General features: G+C 58.7%; 20 protein-coding genes. 7 read left to right on the top strand and 13 right to left on the bottom strand.

From position 1 onward, the window contains the following. The first annotated feature begins 5 nt into the window (after positions 1-5). The 5 genes from bamC (at position 6) to ypfH (ending at position 5934) form a co-directional block, all read left to right on the top strand. Positions 6-1058, top strand: coding sequence for an outer membrane protein assembly factor BamC (gene bamC / locus SPL01S_RS01865; RefSeq protein ID WP_004951828.1), 1053 nt, complete (start codon positions 6-8; stop codon positions 1056-1058). A gap of 251 nt (positions 1059-1309) precedes the next feature. Further along, positions 1310-2023: a phosphoribosylaminoimidazolesuccinocarboxamide synthase gene (gene purC, locus SPL01S_RS01860; protein WP_063197278.1), complete on the top strand. Its 714-nt coding sequence runs from the start codon at positions 1310-1312 to the stop codon at positions 2021-2023. 173 nt (positions 2024-2196) lie between these two features. Continuing rightward, positions 2197-3063, top strand: coding sequence for a KPN_02809 family neutral zinc metallopeptidase (gene ypfJ / locus SPL01S_RS01855; RefSeq protein WP_004951822.1), 867 nt, complete (start codon positions 2197-2199; stop codon positions 3061-3063). Positions 3064-3126: 63 nt separating this feature from the next. Next, positions 3127-5133, top strand: a complete 2007-nt coding sequence (locus tag SPL01S_RS01850; protein ID WP_232245981.1) for a GNAT family N-acetyltransferase — start codon at positions 3127-3129, stop codon at positions 5131-5133. 111 nt (positions 5134-5244) lie between these two features. After that, a complete protein-coding gene (gene ypfH, locus SPL01S_RS01845; RefSeq protein WP_063197274.1) occupies positions 5245-5934 on the top strand; it encodes an esterase in 690 nt (229 codons plus the stop codon). A 38-nt stretch (positions 5935-5972) separates the two neighbouring features. Here ypfH and SPL01S_RS01840 read toward each other — a convergent pair whose 3' ends face one another. The 13 genes from SPL01S_RS01840 to yncE all read right to left on the bottom strand — a co-directional run bounded on the left by SPL01S_RS01840 (position 5973) and on the right by yncE (position 20943). Then, on the bottom strand, positions 5973-6899 hold the full coding sequence (locus SPL01S_RS01840) for a transglutaminase family protein (protein WP_063197272.1): 927 nt from the start codon (positions 6897-6899) through the stop codon (positions 5973-5975). Further along, entirely contained in the window at positions 6896-9388 is a 2493-nt protein-coding gene (locus tag SPL01S_RS01835; protein ID WP_232245982.1) for a circularly permuted type 2 ATP-grasp protein, read from the bottom strand. Before SPL01S_RS01835 ends, SPL01S_RS01840 begins: the two co-directional genes overlap by 4 nt. A 105-nt stretch (positions 9389-9493) precedes the next feature. Further along, on the bottom strand, positions 9494-12781 hold the full coding sequence (locus SPL01S_RS01830) for a transglutaminase family protein (RefSeq protein ID WP_063197270.1): 3288 nt from the start codon (positions 12779-12781) through the stop codon (positions 9494-9496). A 263-nt stretch (positions 12782-13044) separates the two neighbouring features. Continuing rightward, positions 13045-13236 carry a YpfN family protein gene (locus SPL01S_RS01825; protein WP_004951808.1) on the bottom strand — a complete coding sequence of 64 codons (192 nt, stop codon included), beginning with the start codon at positions 13234-13236 and terminating at the stop codon, positions 13045-13047. A gap of 2 nt (positions 13237-13238) precedes the next feature. Then, positions 13239-13913 (bottom strand): M15 family metallopeptidase, encoded by a 675-nt coding sequence (locus SPL01S_RS01820; RefSeq protein WP_063197268.1) that lies wholly within the window; start codon positions 13911-13913, stop codon positions 13239-13241. Continuing rightward, the gene (gene dapE / locus SPL01S_RS01815; protein ID WP_062868220.1) at positions 13910-15037 is read right to left on the bottom strand and encodes a succinyl-diaminopimelate desuccinylase; all 1128 of its coding nucleotides are present in this window, start codon (positions 15035-15037) and stop codon (positions 13910-13912) included. Before dapE ends, SPL01S_RS01820 begins: the two co-directional genes overlap by 4 nt. Next, the gene (locus tag SPL01S_RS01810; RefSeq protein WP_063197266.1) at positions 15034-15399 is read right to left on the bottom strand and encodes an ArsC family reductase; all 366 of its coding nucleotides are present in this window, start codon (positions 15397-15399) and stop codon (positions 15034-15036) included. Before SPL01S_RS01810 ends, dapE begins: the two co-directional genes overlap by 4 nt. A 272-nt stretch (positions 15400-15671) precedes the next feature. Then, a complete protein-coding gene (locus SPL01S_RS01805) occupies positions 15672-16277 on the bottom strand; it encodes a GNAT family N-acetyltransferase (protein ID WP_063197264.1) in 606 nt (201 codons plus the stop codon). 22 nt (positions 16278-16299) lie between these two features. After that, complete coding sequence (locus tag SPL01S_RS01800; protein ID WP_063197262.1) at positions 16300-16620, bottom strand: isochorismate lyase; 321 nt, start codon at positions 16618-16620, stop codon at positions 16300-16302. A gap of 17 nt (positions 16621-16637) precedes the next feature. Then, positions 16638-17069 carry a GNAT family N-acetyltransferase gene (locus tag SPL01S_RS01795; protein ID WP_013814044.1) on the bottom strand — a complete coding sequence of 144 codons (432 nt, stop codon included), beginning with the start codon at positions 17067-17069 and terminating at the stop codon, positions 16638-16640. Positions 17070-17078: 9 nt separating this feature from the next. Then, on the bottom strand, positions 17079-17558 hold the full coding sequence (locus SPL01S_RS01790; RefSeq protein WP_063197260.1) for a tetratricopeptide repeat protein: 480 nt from the start codon (positions 17556-17558) through the stop codon (positions 17079-17081). Positions 17559-17691: 133 nt separating this feature from the next. Continuing rightward, positions 17692-19863: a TonB-dependent siderophore receptor gene (locus SPL01S_RS01785; RefSeq protein WP_063197259.1), complete on the bottom strand. Its 2172-nt coding sequence runs from the start codon at positions 19861-19863 to the stop codon at positions 17692-17694. Between the two features lie 9 nt (positions 19864-19872). Continuing rightward, entirely contained in the window at positions 19873-20943 is a 1071-nt protein-coding gene (yncE, locus tag SPL01S_RS01780; protein WP_063197257.1) for a 7-bladed beta-propeller protein YncE, read from the bottom strand. Between the two features lie 393 nt (positions 20944-21336). Between yncE and SPL01S_RS01775 the strand changes: the two genes are divergently transcribed. Together SPL01S_RS01775 and ypfM are read left to right on the top strand one after the other, a co-directional pair. Next, entirely contained in the window at positions 21337-23376 is a 2040-nt protein-coding gene (locus tag SPL01S_RS01775; RefSeq protein WP_063197255.1) for a TonB-dependent receptor domain-containing protein, read from the top strand. A 261-nt stretch (positions 23377-23637) separates the two neighbouring features. Next, positions 23638-23697, top strand: a complete 60-nt coding sequence (ypfM, locus tag SPL01S_RS25110; RefSeq protein WP_100396732.1) for a protein YpfM — start codon at positions 23638-23640, stop codon at positions 23695-23697. Positions 23698-23714 lie beyond the last annotated feature (17 nt).

Below are 23714 nucleotides of genomic sequence, written 5' to 3'. Positions count from 1 at the left end.
ATTTGATGGTTTATTCATTGCAAAAGTCGACGGTAGCAAAAGTCGTGGGTATTTCGCTGGTTATGATGCTGGCCGCCTGTACCACCGATCAGCGTTACAAACGCCAGGTCAGCGGCGATGAGTCTTATCTCAACGCGTCGGAGCTCAAACCGTTGAACGCGCCGGCCGGTATGATCCTGCCGGTGCAGAGCGGGAATTATGATGTTCCGGCAACCACGCAGAAAGGCGGCGTTGGCAAGCAACTGGATATTCGCCCACCTGTGCAGCCGTTGGCGTTGCTGAGCGGTTCACGCGCGCAGTATGCCGGCGACAGCGGTACGCTGCTGCTGGAAAACAGCCCGCAGAACCAGAACCTGTGGTCACGCGTCGTCAGCATGTTGCAGACGAAAAATATCGCGATTGCCTCGCGTCAGGACGCCGGTCAGACACTGACTACCGACTGGGTGAAATGGAACCGTCTGGATGAAGACAACCAGTACGAAGGCCGCTACCAGATCAGCGTGCAGCAGCAGGGTTACCAGCAGGCGCTGGTGGTGAAAACCGTCGGTTTGCAGCAGCAGGGCAAAACCGAGCAGATTACCGATCCTTCCGAAGTGCAGCGCTACAACGGCATGATGATGAACACCATCGTTGAAGGCCTGGACAAGCAGGACAACCTGGTGAGCAGCCAAACCGCTAACCGCTTCGGCGCGCTGGACGTGCAGAGCGGCGCGGATGACACCGGCTTGCCGATGTTGGTTGTGCGCGGTCCTTATACCGTAGTGTGGGATCGCCTGCCTGCGGCGTTGGAAAAACTGGGGATGAAAGTGGGTGACCGCAGCCGTCCGCAGGGCACCGTCGCTGTGACCTACAAATCCCTGAGCGGTAGCGACTGGGATGCGTTGGGCGCCAAGGATCCTGAACTGACCGAAGGCGATTACAAACTGCAGGTCGGTGATTTGAACAACCGTACCAGCCTGCAATTTATCGATCCGAAAGGGAAGCCGTTGACCCAGTCGCAAAACGACGGGTTGGTTGCGGCATTCCAGGCTGCGTTCAGTAAAACCAGCGTTAAATAACTAAAAAAGGGGCTGCGGCCCCTTTTTGTTTTGTCGGCACGGTATCGTTTGCGTTCCAGGTTTGGCACAATATACCCATCATTCTTGAAGCTACAGCTGTGTTGGCTGCGTGCACTCACCCCAGTCACTTACTTGAGTAAGCTCCCGGGGATTCCTGCCCTTGCCGCCTTGCTGTAACTCCAATTATTTTGGGTATATCACACCTGTGTGTTGAAGCGTTTTTAAAACAATTCTTTATTGGAGTATGTAAGATGCAAAAGCTAGCTGAGTTGTATCGCGGAAAGGCAAAAACCGTCTACACCACCGAAAACCCCGATCTGCTGGTGTTAGAGTTCCGCAACGATACGTCAGCACTGGATGGTCAGCGCATTGAGCAGTTTGATCGCAAGGGCATGGTAAACAACAAGTTCAACCATTTCATCATGAGCAAACTGGAAGAAGCCGGCATTCCGACGCAAATGGAACGCCTGCTGTCCGACAACGAAGTGCTGGTGAAGAAGCTCGACATGGTGCCGGTCGAATGCGTGATCCGCAACCGCGCCGCCGGTTCGCTGGTGAAGCGTTTGGGCATTGAAGAAGGCCTGGTGCTGAACCCGCCGCTGTTCGACCTGTTCCTGAAAAACGATGCGATGCACGATCCGATGGTCAACGAATCCTACTGCGAAACTTTCGGCTGGGTGAACAAAGAGCATCTGGCGCGCATGCGTGAGCTGAGCTACAAAGCGAACGACGTGCTGAGCAAGCTGTTTGACGACGCGGGCCTGATCCTGGTCGACTTCAAGCTGGAGTTCGGTCTGTTCAACGGCGAAGTGGTGCTGGGCGATGAGTTCTCGCCGGACGGCAGCCGCCTGTGGGACAAAAACACCCTGGACAAGATGGACAAAGACCGTTTCCGTCAGAACCTGGGTGGCCTGATTGAAGCCTACGAAGAAGTTGCGCGCCGCATTGGCGTGAAACTGGACTAAGCGTCCTCCCGCAATACGGGGCTATCCTGCCGGAGCGCCCCGTCATTTATCCATTTTCCCTTCCGTCTGCATTTCCAGAAAAATTCTACATTTCCCGCCTCGTTAACCATTTATAATGGCAATCAGTGGGCTAGTTTCCTACGATTATTAAAAACCTAATCTGGAGTTTACTTATGCGTTGGCAAGGGCGTCGGGAAAGTGACAATGTTGAGGATCGTCGCGGGGAGTCTTCAGGTCTGGGCGGCGGCGGGGGCTTTCGCGCGCCAATCGGCGGCAAAGGCGGTATCGTCATTCTGGTGGTGGTGCTGGTGGCCGGCTATTACGGCATCGATCTCTCACCGCTGTTGAACGGCGGTGACGTTAGCCCGCAAACTCAGCAACAGAGCGCCAGCATCAGTCCAAAAGACGATGAGTTGGCCAAGTTTACCTCGGTAGTGCTGGCTTCTACCGAAGATAACTGGAAAGAAGTTTTCCAGCGTATGGGCAAAACCTATCAACCGCCCAAACTGGTGATGTATCGCGGCGTGACGCGCACCAACTGCGGCACCGGCCAGTCTGCGATGGGGCCATTCTATTGCCCGGGCGATAAAACGGTGTATATCGATCTGTCGTTCTACCAGGATATGAAAACCAAGCTGGGCGCCGGCGGTGACTTTGCGCAGGCCTATGTGGTGGCGCACGAAGTCGGCCACCACGTGCAGAACCTGCTGGGCATTGAGCCTAAAGTGCGTCAGATGCAACAGGGCGCCAGCCAGGTTGAAGTGAACCGCCTGTCGGTAAAAATGGAACTGCAAGCAGACTGCTTTGCCGGCGTTTGGGGCAAATATGCCGAGAAGCAGCAGATGCTGGAAGAGGGTGACTTGCAGGCGGCATTGAACGCCGCACAGGCGATCGGTGACGACCGTTTGCAGCAGCAGGGCCAGGGGCGCGTAGTACCGGACAGCTTCACCCACGGCACCTCGCAACAGCGTTACACCTGGTTTAAACAGGGCTTCGACAGCGGCGATCCGAACACCTGCAACACCTTCGCATCCCGTTGATATACCCTGCCGGAGCCTGACTCCGGCATTTTTTTAGGTGGGAACATAGCCTTGCTACAGGCAATGCAACAACTCATGCGGCAGCAGGGCATCAGACGCCTGCTGGTGCTCAGCGGTGAGCCGCAATGGTGCCGCCAACAGGCGCAACAGCTGGCTGCAAGCCTGCCGGGCGACTGGCCGTGGGTGGGAGAAAACCCGCCAACCGGCTTGCAACCTCTGGCGAGCGGTGCGGTGCGAGCCCTGTTGGGCCAAGAGCGGCTGCATGCGGTGTTTGACGCGACAATGGGCCTGGATGTTGAAGCCTTGGCGGCGCTGGCGGGCACGCTGCGCGCCGGCAGTTGGCTGTTGTTGCTGACGCCGCCCTGGCGTGAATGGCATCAGCAACCGGACGCCGACAGCCTGCGTTGGAGCGATTGTCCGCAGCCTATCACCACCCCGTATTTTATCCGTCATCTGCAACACCATCTTGCGGCGGACAGCGAAGTCACGTTCTGGCGACAGGGTGAGGCGCTGGCGTTGGCGGCATTGCCGGAGCGCCCGCCCTGGCAGGCACCCGATGGTCACCCCACTGCAGAACAGCAAAGGCTACTGGAGCAACTGCTGAATGCCTCGGCGGGCGTTTGGGTGCTGACCGCGGCACGTGGGCGCGGCAAGTCGACGCTGGCGGGCATGTTGGTGGCGAATACGCCGCTCACCTGCTGGATGACCGGGCCGAGCCGTGCCGCCACCGACGTCGCCGGCGAATGGGCTCAGGGGCGCGCGCAGTTCTGGGCGCCGGACGCGCTGCTGGCGCATTGCCGCGAGCATGACGTCAGCAACGTGGGTTGGTTGCTGGTGGATGAAGCGGCGGCTATTCCCGGCCCGCTGTTGCAACAGTTGGTCAGTTATTTCCCTCGTGTATTGCTGACTACCACGGTACAGGGCTATGAAGGCACCGGCCGGGGGTTTTTGCTGAAGTTCTGCGCCGGGTTGCCTTCGTTCCGGCCATTAGCTTTACAGCACCCCATGCGTTGGGCTGAAGGCGATGCGTTGGAACGGGTGATAGATAATGCTCTGTTGTTCAATGAACAACCGGAATGGCGGGCGACCGCGCAGGCCGCCAGTTTCAGCCTGGTCGAACAGAGCGCGCTGTGCGCCGATCCCCAACGGTTGGCGCGCTTTTACGCTCTGCTGAGCAGCGCCCATTACCGCACCACGCCGCTCGATCTACGGCGGCTGATGGATGCACCCGGCATGCACTTTGGCGTGGCGCAGGTGGAAGAAGAAGTGGTTGGCGCGTTGTGGTTGGTGGATGAAGGGGGGCTGAGTGCCGAACTGGCGCATGAGGTTTGGGCTGGCCGACGGCGGCCGCGCGGTAACCTGGTGGCTCAGTCGCTGGCGGCGCATGGCGGCCAGTGGTGGGCGCCGACGTTGCGTTCGCGCCGCATTACCCGCATTGCGGTGCTGCCTGCCTTGCGCCAACAGGGCATTGCCCGCAGCCTGATCGAGCAGCAGCGCCAACGGGCGCAGGGGCTGGATTTCCTTTCGGTCAGTTTTGGCTACACCGAACCGCTGTGGCGCTTTTGGCAATCCTGCGGTTTTGAACTGGTGCGTATCGGCAGCAAGACGGAGGCCAGCAGCGGCTGCTATACCGCCATGGCCATCCTGGCGTTGAGCGAGCAGGGGGAAGCGCTGCGGCATGCGGCGCATAAGCACCTGGCGCGCGATTGGCGCTGGTTGCAGCAACGGGTTGATCTGCAACTGGAGATCACCGGCGATGACGGCGATACGCAGTTGAGTGAGGATGACTGGCGTGAACTGGCCGGATTTTCCTTCGCCCATCGGCCGCTGGAGGCCAGCCTGGGCGCGCTGCAACGCTTGCTGCTGGCGAGCGGCCTGCCGCTGCCCGCGCTGCGCGGGCATCTGCAACAGCAAAGGACGACGGCAGACTGCGTGACGCAGTTTGGTCTCAGCGGCCAAAAAGCCTTGCTGCGGCACTGGCGGCTGGAGGCAGCGCAGGCGCTCGAACAACTGGATGAGCAACACTGTCTGCGCTGGCGCAACTGGGCGCAGTCGCGGTCATTGCAATAAATCGACAATGTTGTTCAATAAAACCCGATTTTCCTGATTTCTCAGCGGCGTATAGTAGACGCCAACGGCCCGGCACCTCCGGGCGACATCTGATGAAGACGAGGAGTCACCATGAAACATGAGCATTTCGTTGTCCAAAGCCCGGCAACACCGGCGGTACAGCTGATCTTGCTGTTTCACGGTGTCGGCGATAACCCGGTGGCAATGGGCGAAATCGGCAGCTACTTCGCCAAAGATTTCCCGCAGGCGCAGGTCGTCAGTATCGGCGGCCCGGCGGCTTTCGATAACGGCAACGGTCGTCAATGGTTCTCGGTGCAGGGCGTGACCGAAGAGAACCGCGCCGAGCGCATTGCACAGGTAATGCCGCAGTTCGTCGAAACCGTGCGTTACTGGCAACAGCAGAGCGGTGTCGGTTACGCCGGGACCGCGTTGGTCGGTTTTTCTCAGGGATCGATCATGGCGCTGGAAGCCTTGAAAGCGGAAGCTAAACTGGCCGGCCGCGTGGTGGCCTTCAGCGGGCGCTTTGCCAGCTTGCCGGAGCAAGCTTTCGGCGAAAGCGTCGTGCATTTGATCCACGGCGAAGAGGATGCGGTGATCGCCGTGCAGCACGCCAAAGCGGCGGCGGAACGGTTGCAGGCCATCGGCGTGGATTTCACGCTGGACGTGGAGCAGGGCGTCGGGCATGGCATCAATCAGGGCATGATGAATAATGCCCTCGAGCGATTGCACTACTACGTACCTCAGCGCTACTGGGATGAAGCGCTGTTTGGCAAACGTGGCGATTTGATCGCCTTTCGATAATATTCTCCCTGACGGGCGCGGCTATGCTGCGCCCGCTGTCATTGCGGCATCACCGTAACCTGAACGTCCAACTGGTGAGCGCCCCCGCCAAAAATAATGCCGTGCATCGGGCTGACATCGCCGAAATCGCGGCCCCAGGCCACGGTAATGTGCTGGGTATCGGCCAACACATTGTTGGTCGGATCGATATCTACCCAGCCATAGGGCGGACAATACACCGACACCCAGGCGTGAGAAGCATCGGCGCCAATCATTCGCTCCTCCCCCGGCGGCGGCTGCGTGAGGATATAGCCGCTGACATAGCGTGCCGCCAACCCCAGCGAACGCAGGCAGGCAATTTGCAGGTGAGCAAAGTCCTGACAAACCCCTTTCTTCTCCTGCAACAGGGTTTCTACCGGCGTGGCGATGGTGGTGGCCGTCGGATCAAAGGTAAAGTCGTTGAAAATGCGCCCGGTAAAATCCAGCAACGCCGACAGCAGAGGCCGTTCCGGGGTAAAGCTCGGCAGGGCGTAGTGGCTCAGTGCGTTATCGATGGGAATAAAAGTGGAAGGAAACAGGTATTGAATGGGATCCAGCACTTCGGTTCCCCCGTTGGCCAACTGTTGGCGTACCCGCTCCCAGGACAGGCTGTTTTCCGCCACCCACTGTTCGGCGTGCGGCAGGACCAGCACCTGCGAATCTACCCGGACGGTCAGTTGGGTATGCGGGGTTCGCAGAGCGAATTGCACCAGGTGGTTGCCATAAAAATCGTCCAGTTCAAACCATTCATCGGGCTGCGGATCGACCTGGATCCGCGAAGCGTGGCACTGTTGCCAGGCCAGATTGCGCGGCGACAGCCGCAGCAACTGGCGCGAATGCGGCACCGGCAGGCTGTATTGGTATTCGGTCACGTGACTGACGCTATAGCGGCTTCCGTCGGCGGGCGTGAGAGATTGGCCGGCAGTTTGAGTTTGGCTCTGGCTCATTCGTCGTTTCCCGTGCTGTAGTGGGGGCCATGGTTGAAGAAGCGCAGGCCAATCTGATCGGACAGCCGGTCCAGCGCCAGTTGCAACTGCGACACCGATTCTGACAAGGGTTGCAGGCCGCCGGCAAACCCGGCGTTACCCAGGCCGGCAATTTTCTCCGGCAGATCGAAAATGGTCTGATCGGTAAAAGGCCCGAACTGATCGGTCAGTTTTTTCAAGTACTCCACCAGCCCCTTCAGCAGGAACATCACCGAGCGCGGATTCTCCTGACTGGTCAACAACAGCGGCAGGGCGGTGACCAGCTCCGGCCGTTGCGGATAACTGGAGCGGTAGGTGATGGTGCTGTCGCACAACTCCAGCCACCATTCCAGCCCGGCGTTGCGCACTTCGTCATCGTCCAGCACCAGCGTCAGCATATGCGTCACCTGCTGCAGGCGTTCCAGCCGACGGCCAATACTGAGGAAGCGCCAGCCCACGTCACGCGTCATGCCGTCCAGCGCAAAACCGGAGAGCGCCATCATATGTCCGATCGCCTGATCGAGAAACGCCAGCGCCTCCGCCAGGTTCCAGCGCTGGGCCTGATGGCGCTGTTCCAGATCCTTGGCCAGCCGGTTGAGGATATGCCAGTTGTCCAGCGAAAGCCGCTCACGCAACTGAAAACCGATACGCAGCAGTTGCTGCAAGGTGCCGGCAAACCCCTGCGGAATTTCCGGGTTGAACAGCGCTTCCAGCAGCAGGGTGTTCAACTGTTGCGGCGCCAGTTCTTCAAGCGGAGAGGCTTCGTCGTTCGGCAACAGACCGTAGTGCAGGCAAAGCTGCATCACGGCTTTATGTTGCTGTTCGCTGCCTTCGTCTTCGTCGAGCCGCAGGGTGAGGGTGGTACGCAGCAGGCGAGCGATGTTGTCGCAGCGTTCGGTATAGCGGCCCAGCCAGAACAAGTTTTCAATCACCCGCGTCGACAGCCTGTGGCCGGTCGGCGGCAACTCTTGCCTCAGCACGCCGGGCCGTGGCGGTGGCGCGGAAGGCGGTGCCAGCACCCAGGTATCCTTGCTGCCGCCGCCCTGCTGCATGGTCACGATCTGGCGGCTGTTGGGGCCGGAGATGCGGGTCAGGCCGCCGGGCATCACCCGGTAGCCGTCCGGGGTGGCGACGGCGAATACCCGCAAGCAGGTGGCATGGTTTTGCAACTGGTAGGGCGGGCGCGGGGACAGACCCGGCGCCTGCGACAGGCCGATCAACTCTTGGGCGACATAGTTGTAAGGGCGCGCGCGGATGCGTTCCTTTAGCTGAGCCAGCTCGGTGGCGCTTAGATCGCCGGCGATGCAGGTCCTGATGCGCAACTGCGGGAAGGCGCCTTTGACAATCAGGTTAGGCAGGTTTTCCAGCACCGTTTCCCGTGCGGTGCTTTCCCCACACCACCAGGAAGCGACCGAAGGCAACAGCAGCGGTTGCCCGAGGGTCTGTTGGCTGAGGTTTGGCAGAAAGCCGTACAGCGCGCCGGTTTCAATCAGGCTGGAACCGAGCGCATTGGCGATCAGCACCTGGCCCTCTCGCGCCGCCTGGATCAGCCCCGGAATGCCCAGCGAAGAGTCGGGGCGCGCCTCCAGCGGATCGCAGAAGTCATCATCCTGCCGCCGTAAAATCACATGCACGCGCTGCAGGCCGTCCAGGGTTTTCAGCCAGACGCGCCCCTGGGACACCATCAGATCCTGGCCTTCCACCAGCGGGAATCCCAGATGCCGCGCCAGATAGGCATGCTCGAAATAGGTTTCATTGTAAGGGCCAGGGGTCAACACCACGATGTGCGGGGCTTCGCCATCACCGGCGGCGAACGGTGCCCAGTGGCGCAGGCTCTGTTGCAGCGTGCGGAAAAAGGTATTCAGCCGCTGTACTTTCAGGTCCCGGAACTGTTCCGGGAAGGCGCGGGAAATCACCGTGCGGTTTTCCAGCGCGTAGCCGGCGCCGGACGGGGCCTGGGCGCGATCGGCCAGCGCCCACCAGCGGCCATCGGCGGAACGGGCCAAATCGACGGCGTACAGATGCAGATAAACGTTGCCCGGGCAGCGAATGCCGTGCGCCGGGCGCAGAAAACCGGCATGCCCGTGCACCAGCGCAGGCGGCAGCAGGCCGTCGCGCAGCAGGGTCTGCTCGCCGTACACGTCGGCCAGAATACGGTTCATCAGTTCTGCACGCTGGGCAATGCCGGATTCTATCTGCTGCCATTCGTCGTGGGGGATAATTTGTGGCAGCAGGTCCAGTTCCCAGGGGCGTTTAACCCCTTGCGGATCGGCGTAGACGTTATAGGTGACGCCGTTTTCGAAAATCTGGCGCGCCACGTGGTTGAGGCGGCTTTGCAGCTGTTCGTCCGGATAGGCGGCCAGCTCGGCGGCAAAACGCTGCCAGTGCGGGCGAAGGGTTGCCTCGCCGGCAAACAGCTCGTCATAGTGCGCTTGCGAGTGGCGATAGCGGGTAAATAGTGATTGCGGCATAGGCATTGCGTTCCCGTTTTCCATGAGGCCTTGCGACGGCAGCTCCCTTGCGGCGCAGGCCGGCACCTTCCTGGTACCGACTTGCGCCCTTCCTGTATCGAACGTTTATTTCCAGCGCAAATCGAGCGTGAACGGGAAGTTCGGATTGCGCGTCTGGGGTTCGATGGTTAACTTTCCTGGCGTATGACCCATCTGCAAGAAACGCGCCAGCCTGCGGCCCTCCGCCTCATAGGCATTGATCGGGTGGGTATCGTGGCTGCGTCCGCCCGGATGGGCGACGTGGTATTGGCAGCCGCCCAGCGAACGTTGCATCCAGGTATCCACCAGTTCCACGGTTAGCGGCGCGTGTACGCCAATGGTGGGATGCAGGCTGGCTGCGGGTTGCCATGCCCGGTAGCGAACGGCGCCGACCGCCTCGCCGACGTTGCCGGTGGGTTGCAGCGGCACCGGGCGGCCGTTGACGGTCACCTGGTGGCGATCGTCATTAAACCCGGTGACTCTGATCTGCAGACGCTCGACGGATGAGTCAACATAGCGCACGGTTCCGCCGCTTGCACCTTCTTCGCCCATCACATGCCAGGGTTCCAGTGCATGATCGATTTGCACCTGGACGCCGTCGGCGGAGAATTCGCCATGCTGCGGGAAGCGGAAGGCGAAGTGTGCGTCGAACCAGGTGGCTTCAAACGGGTAGCCAAATTCACGCAGTTCGGCGAGCACGTCGTTAAAGTCCTGGCGCACAAAGTGCGGCAGCATGAAGCGATCGTGCAGTTCGGTGCCCCAACGGCGCAACCGCTCCGGTTGATAAGGTTGCTGCCAGAAACGGGCCAGCAACGCCCGCAGCAGTAGCTGTTGGGTGAGCGACATTCGGGCATGCGGCGGCATTTCAAAAGCGCGCAGTTCCAGCAGCCCAAGGCGGCCGCTGGGGCCATCCGGCGAATAGAGTTTGTCGATGCAGAACTCCGCCCGGTGGGTATTGCCGCTGGAGTCAATCAACAGGTTGCGCAGCAGGCGGTCGATAAGCCAGGGTTGCGCTTCCTCACCCGCCTCCGGGAAGCGGCTAAAGGCAATTTCCATTTCATAGACCGAGTCGTTACGCGCCTCGTCAATGCGCGGTGCCTGGCTGGTCGGGCCGATAAACAGGCCGGAGAACAGATAGGACAGCGACGGGTGGTTATGCCAATAGCCGATCAGGCTGCGCAGCACGTCCGGGCGGCGCAGGAACGGGCTTTCCGCCGGGGTGGCGCCACCCATCACCATATGGTTGCCGCCACCGGTGCCGGTATGGCGGCCATCGATCATGAACTTTTCGGTGGTCAGGCGCGACTGGCGCGCGGCGTCGTACAGGAAGGTGGTCTGCTCCACCAGTTCGCCCCAGCTGGCCGCCGGCTGAATGTTGACTTCGATGACGCCGGGATCGGGGGTGATGCGAAAACAGGTAAGACGCGGGTCCGAAGGCGGTTCGTAACCTTCCAGCACCACCGGAATGCCCAACGAGAGCGAGGTAGCCTCAATGGCCTCCACCACCTGCAGGTAATCTTCCAGCGTGCGCGTCGGCGGCATGAACAGATAAAGAATGCCGTTGCGCGGCTCGGCACACAGCGCGGTGCGGGCAATCCAGTCCGCTGACTGTTTTTGCTCCGGGCGCTGGGTTACCGGCTGAGGCGGGGCATGATCGGCTGCAGATGAATGCGGTTGCAGCAGTTGGCGGTAGGCCGGCAGCGTCGGGAAAGACTGATGCGGATCGGCGCTGTGAATGTAGGGATAGTCGCTTTTATGCACCCAGGGTTGGGAATCCAGCGGCAGGCGGTAACCCAGCGGTGAATCGCCCGGCAGCAGGTAGCAGTGCTCGCTGCGCAGGAACCAGGAGCCGCTTTGCCACGGCTGGTTCTCTTCTCTGGCCAGCGGCAGAACGTGGCCGATGATAGCCCCCAGACCTTGTTCAAACACCTTGTGCAACCGCGCTCGCTCCAGCGGATCTTCCAACCGGGAATCCGACGGATCGACGTTGTCCGGCAGGCGTCGTTCGCGCCACAGGTAGTAGAGCGGGTCTTCATAAGCCGGGAAGATATGCTGACCGGAAACCTCCAGATACTGCGCGACGCGTTGCAGGAAATCCGCCGCCTGCCCGGCGGTGACCGCAGAAGGCTCGCGTTCATCGGCAAACATGGCCGGATCGGCCAGCGGCTCGCCGTCCCGGCGCCAGAAGCAGTTGAGCGACCAGCGCGGCAGTTGCTCGCCGGGGTACCATTTGCCCTGACCAAAATGCACCAGCCCGGCGGGGGCGTAGCGCTCACGCATACGCTGGAACAGCTCGGCGGCACGCAGGCGCTTGGTTGGCCCCAAAGCGTCGGTATTCCATTCATCGCCGTCAGGATCGTCGACGGCGACGAACGTCGGCTCGCCGCCCATCGTCAGATGAACGCCGTTGGCCTGCAAATCGCTGTCAATCCGATAGCCGAGCGCGTCGATGGCCTGCCATTGTTCCTCGCTGTAGGGTTTGGTCACACGCGGCACTTCGTCCACGCGGGCAACGGCCATCAGGTGCTCAAATTCGCATTCGCACTCATCAATCGCACCGCTGATCGGGGCGGCACTGGAAGGTTCCGGCGTGCAGGCCAGCGGAATGTGACCTTCACCGGCAAACAACCCGGAGGTGGGATCCAGGCCAATCCAACCGGCACCGGGCAGGTAAACCTCAGTCCAGGCGTGCAGATCGGTGAAGTCTTCCTCCGGCCCCGACGGGCCATCCAGCGATTTGACGTCCGGCGTCAGTTGAATCAGATAACCGGACACGAAGCGAGCGGCCAGCCCGAGGTTGCGCAGGATCTGTACCAACAGCCAGGCGGAATCGCGACACGAACCGCTGCGCAGCGTCAGCGTCTCTTCCGGCGTCTGCACGCCCGGCTCCATGCGGATGGTGTAACCGATGTGTTGCTGCAACTGCTGGTTGATCGCCACCAGGAATTCCGCGCTGCGTTGGGCTTCATCGGGGATGCTGCTCAGGTAGCTTTCCAGCTCGGGGGTCATCGGCTGGCAGTGCAGATAGGGCGCCAGTTCGATTTTCTGCTCTTCCGAATAGCAAAACGGAATATGTTCCGCCTGCGGCTCCAGGAAGAAATCGAAGGGGTTAATCACCGACATTTCAACCCGCATATCCACTTCCACGCGGAAGTGGTCGGTTTTTTCCGGGAACACCAGCCTGGCCAGGTAGTTGCCGTTAGGATCCTGCTGCCAGTTGATAAAGTGATTTTCCGGGGTCACTTTCAGTGAATAAGCCAGAATGGAGGTGCGGCTGTGTGCGGCAGGGCGCAGGCGTATGACTTGGGGACCCAGGTTGATGCGTCGGTCGTAGCGGTATTCGGTAACGTGGTTTAGCGCAATATTAATAGCCATAAGCTCGAGCCTCAGAATAGGGGAATCTGAAATCGGGTCACATCAGTCTGCTGATGCCATGCTGTAGCCGTTACCGTGGAGGGTGGTGCTGTGGTTAACCCCCGTCTGTATCCAGACCGTTTTAACTGCTGGGAGTGTGATGACCATCACGTTAACCAATTAGGGTTAAATCTAGAGGCAATTTTTTGAGAAGTCGATTCTTTTTTCTGCGGGAAAGAGGAGAAAATGAAGCGCCGCCCTCGGGGGACGGCGCACACAGGCGGTTAAGGTTTTTTCTTCGGCCAGTTGTCGTCTTCGTCGTCCCACTGGGCGTTATTATCGCGGTGTGGCGGCAATTCCGGCTTATCGGCGAGGTAACGTTTTACGTCGACGCGACGCAGCTCTTTGATCCCGCTGATGATCATCCCGGCCAAAATCAGCAGGATAATCCACCAGTAGTCAGCTAACCATTGCATGTTTACTCCTTTCCTTCACTGCGTATGAAACGTGAAAATATCGCGGGCAGATGGCGTTCAAGCCATTCGGCGCCGGCAACGTCCTTATTTTGCCAGGCGGCCAGCAGCAGCGCAGGCGTCAGCAGGTGCTCGGCTTCCTGCGCCAGCGGCCGATAGCTCAAATGCCAGGGTTCTACCGCCACGCCGTTGCCGTCTTCGGTGAACGGGCGGTAAAAACCAAATTCGGCCATATGTTCCGTCATCCACTGATTGAGCGGATAAAAGTAACCGCCTTCCTCATATTCCCACGGCTCCAGCAGCAGCTTTTGCCCTTCCGGCAACAACGAAGGGTCGTACACGTCCAGATCGCTGCCCCAGTGATGGCGGCTGGCACCCGGCAGGGCGGACCAGCGCAGGATCGCTTCGCAGCGTTCGGCGGCGGACAGCGTCTCGATGTCGATCGGTCGACTGTCTTTATCTAATACTGGGCGCTCGCCGCAGAATTTGCCATTCCAGATCGCCAGTTGCCGATCGAAATCACGAAATGTGCTGGCGGGCTGCAGATCGAACCCGGCCGCCAACGCCGCCTGCTGCATGGCGCGGAACGCGGTCACCGCTGCGGGCTGCAGGCGATGGTTACCGCTCAGCGGCGCCAGGTGTTCGGTCGAGAGCCCGGTCAGCATGGTGGGCGTGATCATGCGACCAACTGCTCCATAATGCGCTGATACATGCGGCTCAGCAGTTGCAAATCGGCTGCGTGCACGCATTCATTGACCTTGTGGATGGTCGCGTTGACCGGCCCCAGCTCAACTACCTGCGCACCCATTTGGGCGATAAAGCGGCCGTCCGAGGTGCCGCCAGTGGTCAGCAACTGCGGCGTCAATTCAGAATAGTGTTCGACGGCGTTAACCACCGCATCCACCAGCGCACCGCGCGCGGTCAGGAACGGCTGGCCGGACAAACGCCATTCGATGCTGTAGTTCAGCTGGTGCCGCTCCAACAGCTCTTCCACGCGCTGTTTTATCGTCGCGTCGGTTGACTCGGTGCTGAAACGGAAGTTGAACTGGACGAACAGGTCGCCCGGGATCACGTTGTTGCTGCCGGTACCGGCCTGCACGTTGGCGATCTGCATGCTGGTCGGCGGGAAGAACTCGTTGCCGCGATCCCACTCGGTCGCCACCAGCTCATTGAGCGCAGGCATGGCGCGATGCACCGGGTTATCCGCCAGGTGCGGATAGGCGACGTGGCCCTGAATGCCGTGAATGTGCAGGTTGGCGGTGATCGAACCGCGGCGGCCGTTTTTCACCACGTCGCCGACGCGTTCGGTGCTGGACGGCTCGCCGACCAGGCAATAATCCAGGCGCTCGTTGCGCGCCATCAGCGCTTCCACCACTTTCACCGTGCCGTGAGTGGCGCTGGCCTCTTCGTCGGAGGTGATCAAGAACGCCAGGCGGCCCCCATGATGCGGGTTGGTCGCCACAAAGCGCTCCGCCGCCACCACCATCGCCGCCAGCGAACCTTTCATGTCCGCCGCGCCGCGGCCATACAGCATGCCGTCGCGAATGGTGGGTTCAAACGGCGGGTTGTCCCAGCGTTTTTCATCACCGGTGGGCACCACGTCGGTGTGACCGGCAAACGCCAGCGTTTGCCCTTCACCGCGCCAGGCCCAGAAATTCAGGGTGTCGCCGAAGGGCATCGGCTCAACGGTAAAACCAATCGCTTCCAGACGTTCAATCATCAGCGCCTGGCAGCCTTCATCGTGCGGGCTGAGGGACGGGCGTTTGATGAGCTGTTGAGCCAGTTCGATAACCGGGCAAATCATGCTGTAACCTCAGAAATAAATTGCTGGTAGCCTTCGGCGCTGAAGCCGAGCAGGGCATGCCCCTTGCCGTCGTCCAGCAGCGGGCGTTTGATGATTGCCGGCTGCGCCAGCATCAGCGCGATGGCCGCATCGGCGTTGTCGCAGGCGTTGCGCTGCGCTTCATCCAGCTTGCGCCAGGTGGTGCCGCGGGTGTTCAGCAGCGGTTCCCAGCCCAGACGGTCGACAAAACCGCGCAACTGCTGTTCATCCAGCCCGTCGGCGCGGTAGTCATGAAATTGATAAGCCACGCCTTGCTCTTCCAGCCAGCGGCGCGCTTTTTTGATGGTGTCACAATTTTTGATGCCGTACATGGTCAACGTCATGGAATAAGAACCTTCTCTGCAACCCAACACCGGCATGGCGCCAGTGGTAAACCGCCGTGGCGGTAAAATGAAAACCAGCGCCCAGCATGCCGAAAAATGGCGGGGAGTTCCACCGTACAATGGTCCGAAAGCCAGGGAAAGGGTGAAAAAATTCTAGCCGCATTCAGTGCGGCGATCTGATTGCGGCCACCTGGGATCCGGCCTGGGGGGCCGCGTGGGGAAATACAGCGGCATCTTGATGACGAACACCTTATAACTTTGACCCGCGGCAATCACTCCCTGGTCTGGCGTAATTTATACTCCAGGCTTTTTTTAACCATTGGCCATTCATGGTCGATGATCGAGAAAACCACCGTATCGCGATAGCTGCCATCCGCATTTTTCTGGTGGTTTCTCAGCACGCCGTCTTGCTTGGCGCCCAAACGCGCGATAGCCGTTCTCGATGCGTGATTGTGCCAGTGGGTGCGAAATTCAACGGCAATCACCGCCAGCGTTTCGAATGCATAGCCGAGCAGCAGGCGTTTGCACTCGGTGTTGACGGCGGTTCTCTGATGGCTTTTGGCGTACCAGGTATAGCCAATTTCAACGCGGCGGTTGTGCCCATCGGCATTGCAAATGCGGGTGGTGCCGACAATCTTTTGCGTGTCGTTATGCACCACGACAAACGGCAACGCCCGCCCGGCGGCCTGTTCGCTCAGGGCGAAACCGACATAATCATCGACGGTGTTTTCGTTGGGTGCCGAAGTAAACCAAAGTTCCCAGAGGCGCCCATCAGCGGCCGCCTCCACCAGCGCCGCCGCATGTTCTTTACGCAGCGGGATCAGGCTGACGGTTTTGCTTTTCAGCTCGGTTTCGATAAGCCAGGATGAGTCGGACATTTGCCGCTATTTCCCCTTGTGTTCACTTTTTGCCGTTTTCACGCGACCAGTGTTTCATCTCTTCGCCAATAAAATAATTCACCAGGTCGCGATACATTTTTTCTATCACTTCCGGGCTTAAGCCCTGCTCATCGGCCCAGGCTCTTCGTTGTTGCAGCATGGCTTCGAAGCGCTCTTTGGCCCGTACCGCATCGGGGCTGGTTTTGAATTTTGCGGCGGCCTTCACGTAGGCAAAGCGCTGGGCGATCAATTTAATGATGTGTTCGTCCAGCATGTCGATTTCCGCGCGGATATCGCCCATGCCCGCACAATCTTGCGGAGAAAGTTTGTTCTCAATAATCACTCTGGGTTTCCCTTGTTTTAGCGCACATAGCCATTTTGTTGCAGGCGATCCAACGCCGGGCCATCGGCATAGACCATGCCGGTAGTCAGCTCGCGGAAGTGGTACTTTTTATAGAATTCCAGTTTGTCGGGCACCGAATAGATAAACACTTTACCGAGCGGCGCCAAATCCTGCATGACCCGATCCATCAGCAGCCTGCCCAGACCGCGGCCCTGATAGTGAGGGTGGATAGCCACGTCGGCGAGGTAAGCCACCGAGGTCATGTCACTGATGGCGTGGGCGGTGGCCACCAGTTCGCCGTCGAGGTAACCCCAATAGCAAAACTGGCTGTGCTGATAAACGCGCTGTAATTGATGCGGATCGCGCTGGCCCAGCCCGGCGGCGGCCAACAACGCGGCCAATTGCGACCAGTCGATGCGGTAGCGGTTTGGGTCGGTCACCATCTCCATGCTTCTCTCCTAGCCGATGCGATCCAGATCGGCGGCGTATTGACGGATAGCGCGCTGATAGCTGCTGATGTCGCGATACGAGGAGGTTTCCGCCAACAGCAGCAACAGATCGGCCACCGCCTGTTTGGTTTCCCCCAGGTTGTACAGCGTCATGGCGCGAAACAGGGTGAGCTCCTTGGCCTGCGGGAATTCGGCCAGCCCATCGTCGAAGGCGGCCAGCGATTGCTGATACAGCCCGAGTGCGCGGTAGGTGCTGCCCAGACCAAGCCAGACCTCCTGCCGCTGCGCCGCCGGCAGAGTGCGAGCCAGCGCGGAGAGGTAGCAGGGGATCGCCTGCTGCTCAAATCCCTGCACGTCATACAGGCAGGCCAATTGGTAGTGCAGCGCGGCCTCTTCCGGTTTTTGCAGCAACTGTTGCTGTGCCAGTTCGGTCGCTTCCTGATAGCGGCCCAGCTGTTTCAATTGTTCGATAGTCAGCGTAGGGGACATGTTATGGCCTCAGAAAAGTGGAGGGTTTTCTCCCCTTGGCACGCTACTACGGAAGAATTCATCCTACAAGAAATATAGGCGTTAGAACGTGGTCGGCCCCGTTATCCGGGGCCGGTTTTTTATTGCGAGACGGTCAGAACTCGTGCTTCAGCGTCAGCATCAGATTACGCGGTTCGCCGTAGTTGCGGGTGCTGTAGAAATTCACCTGCGAGTAGTATTTCTCGTCAAAGACGTTGTTCAGGTTAAGCTGCACCGAGGTCTGCGGGGTGAGTTTGTAACGCGCCATCGCATCGAACAGGACATAAGATCCTTGCTCGGCCTTGCGGTCCACAAACTCGCCGTTGTTGGCCCCGGTGACGTTGGCGTAAATGCCGCTCTGCCAGCGTGCGCCGCCGCCCAGAGTCAGGTCACGCAGAGCGCCCGTCAGCTGATAGGTGGTGAACAGGTTGATGCGGGTGCGCGGCTGCTCGGTGTTGAGATTAACCTTGTCCTTGTCTTTCAGTGAGAAATGGGTGATGCCGAGCTGGGCGTTCCAGCCCTGCGCCAGCTCACCGCTCAGTTCGAACTCGACCCCTTTGCTGGTCGCGCCCTGGCTCTCATGATAGGTCTGCTGCAACCAGTTCAGTTCGCGGGTGTTCTCATCCAGCACCCCAAGGTTGTCCTGCGTGATGCGGAACGCCGACAGCGAAACGTTGAGCCGGTCATCCAGCAGCGCGGCCTTGATACCCACCTCTTTATTCACCCCTTCAATCGGCGCCAGGTAGTGGCCGCTGCTGTCGAGCAGGTTTTGATCCTTGAATATGTCGGTGTAGCTGGCATAGGCGGAGACCTGTTCGGTCAGCTTATAGACGGTTCCCACGAACGGAGTGACCTTGTTGGCGGTGGTGGTCGTGGTGTTTTTAAAGCTGTTGAAACGGGCGCCGAGCACCAGATCCAACCGGTCCGTCAGCGAGAAGTCGGCGCTGCCGTAAATGCCGATTTGCCGCGTGCGATAATCCATTTGCGGCATTTTATCCGACCACTCAGGCTCGCCCTGGCCGCCGTTCCAATCCCGCAGGCTACCGCTGAACTGCTGCGAGTAGGTGGCGCTGCGATAGGTGCTGTAGCTGTGCTGCCAGGCAGAGGAGTTACCCACCACAAATTTGTGGCTGCGGCCCAGCAGGGTGAAGTCACCGTTCAACTTCATGTCTATCGCATGTTGATCACGGTAGCCTTCATAGCGACCGGCATAAGGGTTTGAAGGTTGCACCGCCCAGGTTGCCGGATCGATCAGCCCGCCGAGGCTCATCGCCATTTTGGCATCGAAAGCCTGGCGGCTGTGGGTATAGTTGACCACGCCTTTCCAGTCGTTATCGAACTCATGCTCCAGCGTGGCAAACTGAGTGCTCAGGGTGGTATCCCAACTCGACCAGTCAGAGGCGCCGTTATAGTGCCGATCCCAATTAATTTCACTGCCGTCGCTGAACCAGCCGGTCGGCAACGCGCCGCCCCAGGTGGAGGCTTTCGGCCTGTTTTGCTGATAATCAGCCCCCAGGCGCAGCAGGGTATTGCTGCTCAGATCGGCCTCCAGCGTGCCATAGACGGTGCCTTTGCGCTCCTGATGCCGTTCCATAAAGGAGCGGCCGCGTTCGCCGGCCGCGGCGATACGTACTCTGACAGTGCCTTCGTCATTGAGCGGCGTCCCGACATCAACCGTGGTCCGGTAGCGGTCCCAGGAACCGGCGGAAAGTTCGGCTCGGGCAAAAGGTGAAAGGCTGGAGGCTTTCTTTCTGACCAGGTTGATGGCGGCACCCGGATTACCGACGCCGTTCAGCAAACCCGCAGCGCCCCTGACAATCTCCACGTGATCCAGCGTGATTGCGTCAATCTCCGATTCCCCGCCGGAATAGCCGGAGTCAAAGAAGGTGGGGACGCCATCGTATTGGTAGTTATCAACGCTGAAACCACGGTAGTTGAACGAGGAGCGTTCGCTATCGTAATTGCTTTCGCTGACCCCGGTGGACCAGCGCAGGATTTCCTTCAGCGACGTCGCGTTGAGATCGTCCATTTGCTGGCGAGTTATCACCGAGACCGACTGCGGCGTATCCTTGATGCTCAGCGGCAACCCGGTCGCCGTGGTCATCTGTTTGGTGGTATAGGAGCCGGTGTTCTCGGTGCTGCCGTCATCGCTAAAGGGCGAGGCGACCACCTCAAGGGTATCTTCTTTCTGAGTGCGGGCGGTCTGCTCGGTACCCGCCGCTTGTGCAACCATGACCGGGAGGCACAGCAGCGCTCCCCCGGAAAGGCGAATCATAAAACTGGCCATGGATAGGTCTCACAGTCCGCCAAGGTTGATCTTAATCAGATAGTCCTGCTTCTTCTCCATCTCTTCCTTGGACTGCTTGATGCTGGCGAAGAGCGTATTGCCGTCTGCGGACAGCGCGAGGCTATTGGGCAAGGCGGTGGTAGTGATGCTGTTTTTCACCTGGTAGCTGTTGCTGTCAACGATGCTGATGCGCTTGGCTTCACGGTGGCTGATGTAGATCTCATTGCGGGCAGGGTTGAACAACACCGCCAGGGAATTGATCACGTCAATCTGGTGCAGGATTTTCCCGCTATTCACATCAACAACCAGCACCTTCGGCAGATCGGGATCGGTGATGAAAGCGCGGCCGGTTTTGCTGTCCAGACTGATGTTGAGGAAGAAGTGTTTCTTGGCGGGTTCAACTACCACGCGTTTCAGGATTTTGTGGCTGGCGGTGTCCAGGGTGATCAGTTCGCCACCGCCGTTAACGCAGTAGAGATGGCCACGTTCGCTGTCCAGCGCAATGCCGGTCGGGTATTCGCCCATGTTGCTCAGGGTGGCGATTTTCTTCCGATTGGCGGTATCGATAACCCACAACACGCCTTTTTTCGCGGTGCCGGAGACATACAAACGCTGGTTTTTCTTGTCGAGCACCATCTCGCGCGTTGGCGTGAACTGGTCTTCTTTCACGCTTTCATCGAGCTGAATGGTGGCGAGTTCTTTGCCTGCCTGGGTGTCGATCACCGTCACCGAACCGTCCACGGTATTGCCGATATACAGCAGATGCCGCTGTTCATCCAACGCGGTGGCGAAGGCGCGGCGCTGGGTCTGAATATTGGCGTCGGTGGCCAGTGTGGCCGGGTTGACCCGATAGACGATACCGGTGTTTTTCCCTTTGGCGAATGAAGGCGTAGAGGCGGCAAACAGGGTGTTGTTTTCGCCGTCAAAAGCCAGTTCGTACAGGCCATATCCTACCGGTTTGGTCTGAAAATGGCTTTCGGGCAGTTCGGCAGCCAGCGTTGAGCAAGACAACAGCAGCAGGGCAGACGTCAGGGCGCTGAGAGAGAAACCTTTGGTGGGGGCGACCAGGTGCATGGACATAGACATTCCTTTACATCAATTTACGATTTGTCGATGCTAATGATATTGATAATTAATATCAATATCATTTAATTAATCATTGATCTGATTTTTCTTTAATTATTGAAATAAAACATATTTATTTAAATGATCGAATTTTTCGTTCTGTTTGTTACGTCTTTTTTCTGCTTGTTTATTCATTGTAATGATTTTCATTTCGTTTTTATTGTTGACGGATATCCGCTATATTCGCCCGGCTTTTGTTAAGAACTGTAAATAAAAATACAGCATTCAGAAGTGGGTACAGCGCCGTGCGCAGTGGCTACCAAGGCCGTGCCCGCGCTCTACGTTTGCCGCATTGGGCGCTCTGTGAGCTACAACACCAACCGGAAACAGGCTCGATTAGGAACAGTGATGATTTATCAACAATCCATGGGAAAACGCTCCAGCATCGCGACGGTCATTGCTTTGGCATTGATGGGCGCGCCTCAGGTTTACGCGCAGGAAGAGGGGGCCGAGAAGGAAAACAGCGCTTCGCAGGAAGACCAACTGGTGGTTACGGCCTCCGGGTTCAAACAGAACAAGAAATATGCGCCCGCCAGTATCTCGGTTATCGATAAAAAATCCTTTGAAAAGCAAAACAGCCGCGATGTCGCCGAAGCGGTGCAGGATGTCTCCGGGGTGTTCGTCAGCAGCGGTGCCGGCAGCGAGGTGTCAGGGGATATCATGATCCGCGGCATGGACTCGAGTTACACCTCGTTCATGGTGAACAGCATCAAGCAAAATACCGGCGAGTCGCGCCCGTATGGCCAGAATATCGGTACCGAAGCCGGCTTTTTGCCGCCCTTGGCCGCCATTGAACGCATTGAGGTGATCCGCGGCCCGATGTCCTCGTTGTATGGCTCCGACTCCATTGGCGGCGTGGTCAACGTGATCACCAAAAAGCCGTTTGGCGTGCGGGAATGGATAGGATCCATTGCCGGTAACAGTTTCCTGCAGCAACATCAGGATTTCGGCAATACCCAGCAGGCCAACCTGTTCCTGATGGGGCCGCTGGTGCCTGACGTGCTGGGACTCAACCTTTCGGCGGATTACCTCGATCGCCGCGAAGATGAAAAACCCAACGCTTTCAGCAAGAACAACAAAAAGTCCCTCGACATGACGCTGGGCTTTGCCGCCAACGAAACCAACCTGTTCGACCTGAACCTCGCCAAAGGGGAGAAAAAGCGCAGTCGCTCGGCCAAAGGCGGCGGCACGCCGTGGGGATGGGACTTCGATCGCGACGCACTCAGCCTGACCCACTCGGGCTGGTATGCGGAAGATACCGTCGCCACCACCAGCTATTTCCAGTATGAGAAAGGCGAATCCACCTACCACAGCGCCCAACTGGCGCCGCAGCATATTCAGACCGAGAATTACGTTCTGAACAGCCAGGCCAAGCTGAGCCTCGGCGAGCACAACCTGACTCTCGGCGGCAACTACAGCCGCGAAACGCTCAATGACGACTTCTACGCCGACAACAAACGGGCGCCGGGGATCGACCCAGTGACGAAAATTTCGCGTGACAGTTGGGCGTTGTTCGCCGAAGGGCAATGGAACATCGATGACTTCTCGCTGACCACCTCGGCGCGCATGGACCGAGATAACTATTTCGGCACTCACATCAGCCCGAAACTTTACGGCAACTGGATGCTGGACGAAGCCTGGGCGCTGAAGGGCGGGGTCTCTTCCGGCTATAAAAAACCGTCGCTGCGGGAAAATTCGGATCAATTCATCACCCCGCGCGGCAGCAACCCGCCTTATCCTTACCTGTCGGTAGGCAACAGCGAACTGAAGCCAGAAACCAGCCTGAATACCGAACTGGGGTTGTACTGGAATAACAACCGCGATCTGTCTTTGGACGGCACGGTATTTTATACCGACTTCAAGGACAAGATTGCTGAAGTCAATATCTGCGAGGCGAGCGAGAATGCCCCTTGCGTGGTTAACGGTTACAGCGCTGAATCCATTGATAAATATTTCAATATCGGCAAGGCCAATGTCTACGGCGTGGAGCTCAATGCGGATTGGCAGGCCACGGATCGGCTGAACTTCAACGCCAACTACACCTTCAACAAAAGCGAGCAGAAAAACGGCGTCAATAAGGGTTATGCGCTGAACGACTTCCCGAAACACATGGCCAACTTATCCGTTAAGTGGGCGGCGGCTTCGGCGCTGGACCTGTGGTCCAAAGTCAATTATCGCAGCCGCAACGAGGATACCGGCGACCATACCCGTTATGGCGCTTATGCTCTGTTGGACGCCGGGGTCATTTACCGCCTGGACAAGCACACTCAGGTGATGGCCGGCGTGTATAACATTTTCGATACCGCACCTAAGCGCACCACCAGTTGGGGCGAATATCCGCAGCTTGAAGGACGCCGCTACAACTTTGGCTTGCGCGTGGATTTCTAAACGTTTTTGAGCGATTTACCCGGCCGCTTGCCGGCAGCGGCCGGTATTTTGCGGCGCAGCACCGGCTTTTATGCTTTCTGCACGTGGTAGCGATGACGCTTATCGCAACGGGGAATATGCCGAAATGCCCTTGGGTAGGATTAATACGAAAATGTGCGCCAACCCCGGTTTCCGTGGCCGGCATCGTTCCCGAAAGGCTTCACTTGCTCAAAAAACAGGCGTAGAATTCGCTTCGTCTAATAATTGAGGTTGTAAAGTATTATGGTTGATCGTGAGTTAGGAAACTGGAAAGACTTCATCGATGAGATGTTGGGTAACTGACACTGCGTTGAAGCTGA

The sequence above is a fragment of the Serratia plymuthica NBRC 102599 genome, from assembly GCF_001590925.1.
Taxonomy (GTDB): Bacteria; Pseudomonadota; Gammaproteobacteria; order Enterobacterales; family Enterobacteriaceae; genus Serratia; species Serratia plymuthica.
The sequence above is the reverse complement of the archived record's forward strand: the minus strand, read 5'-3'. Positions and strand labels throughout refer to the sequence as shown.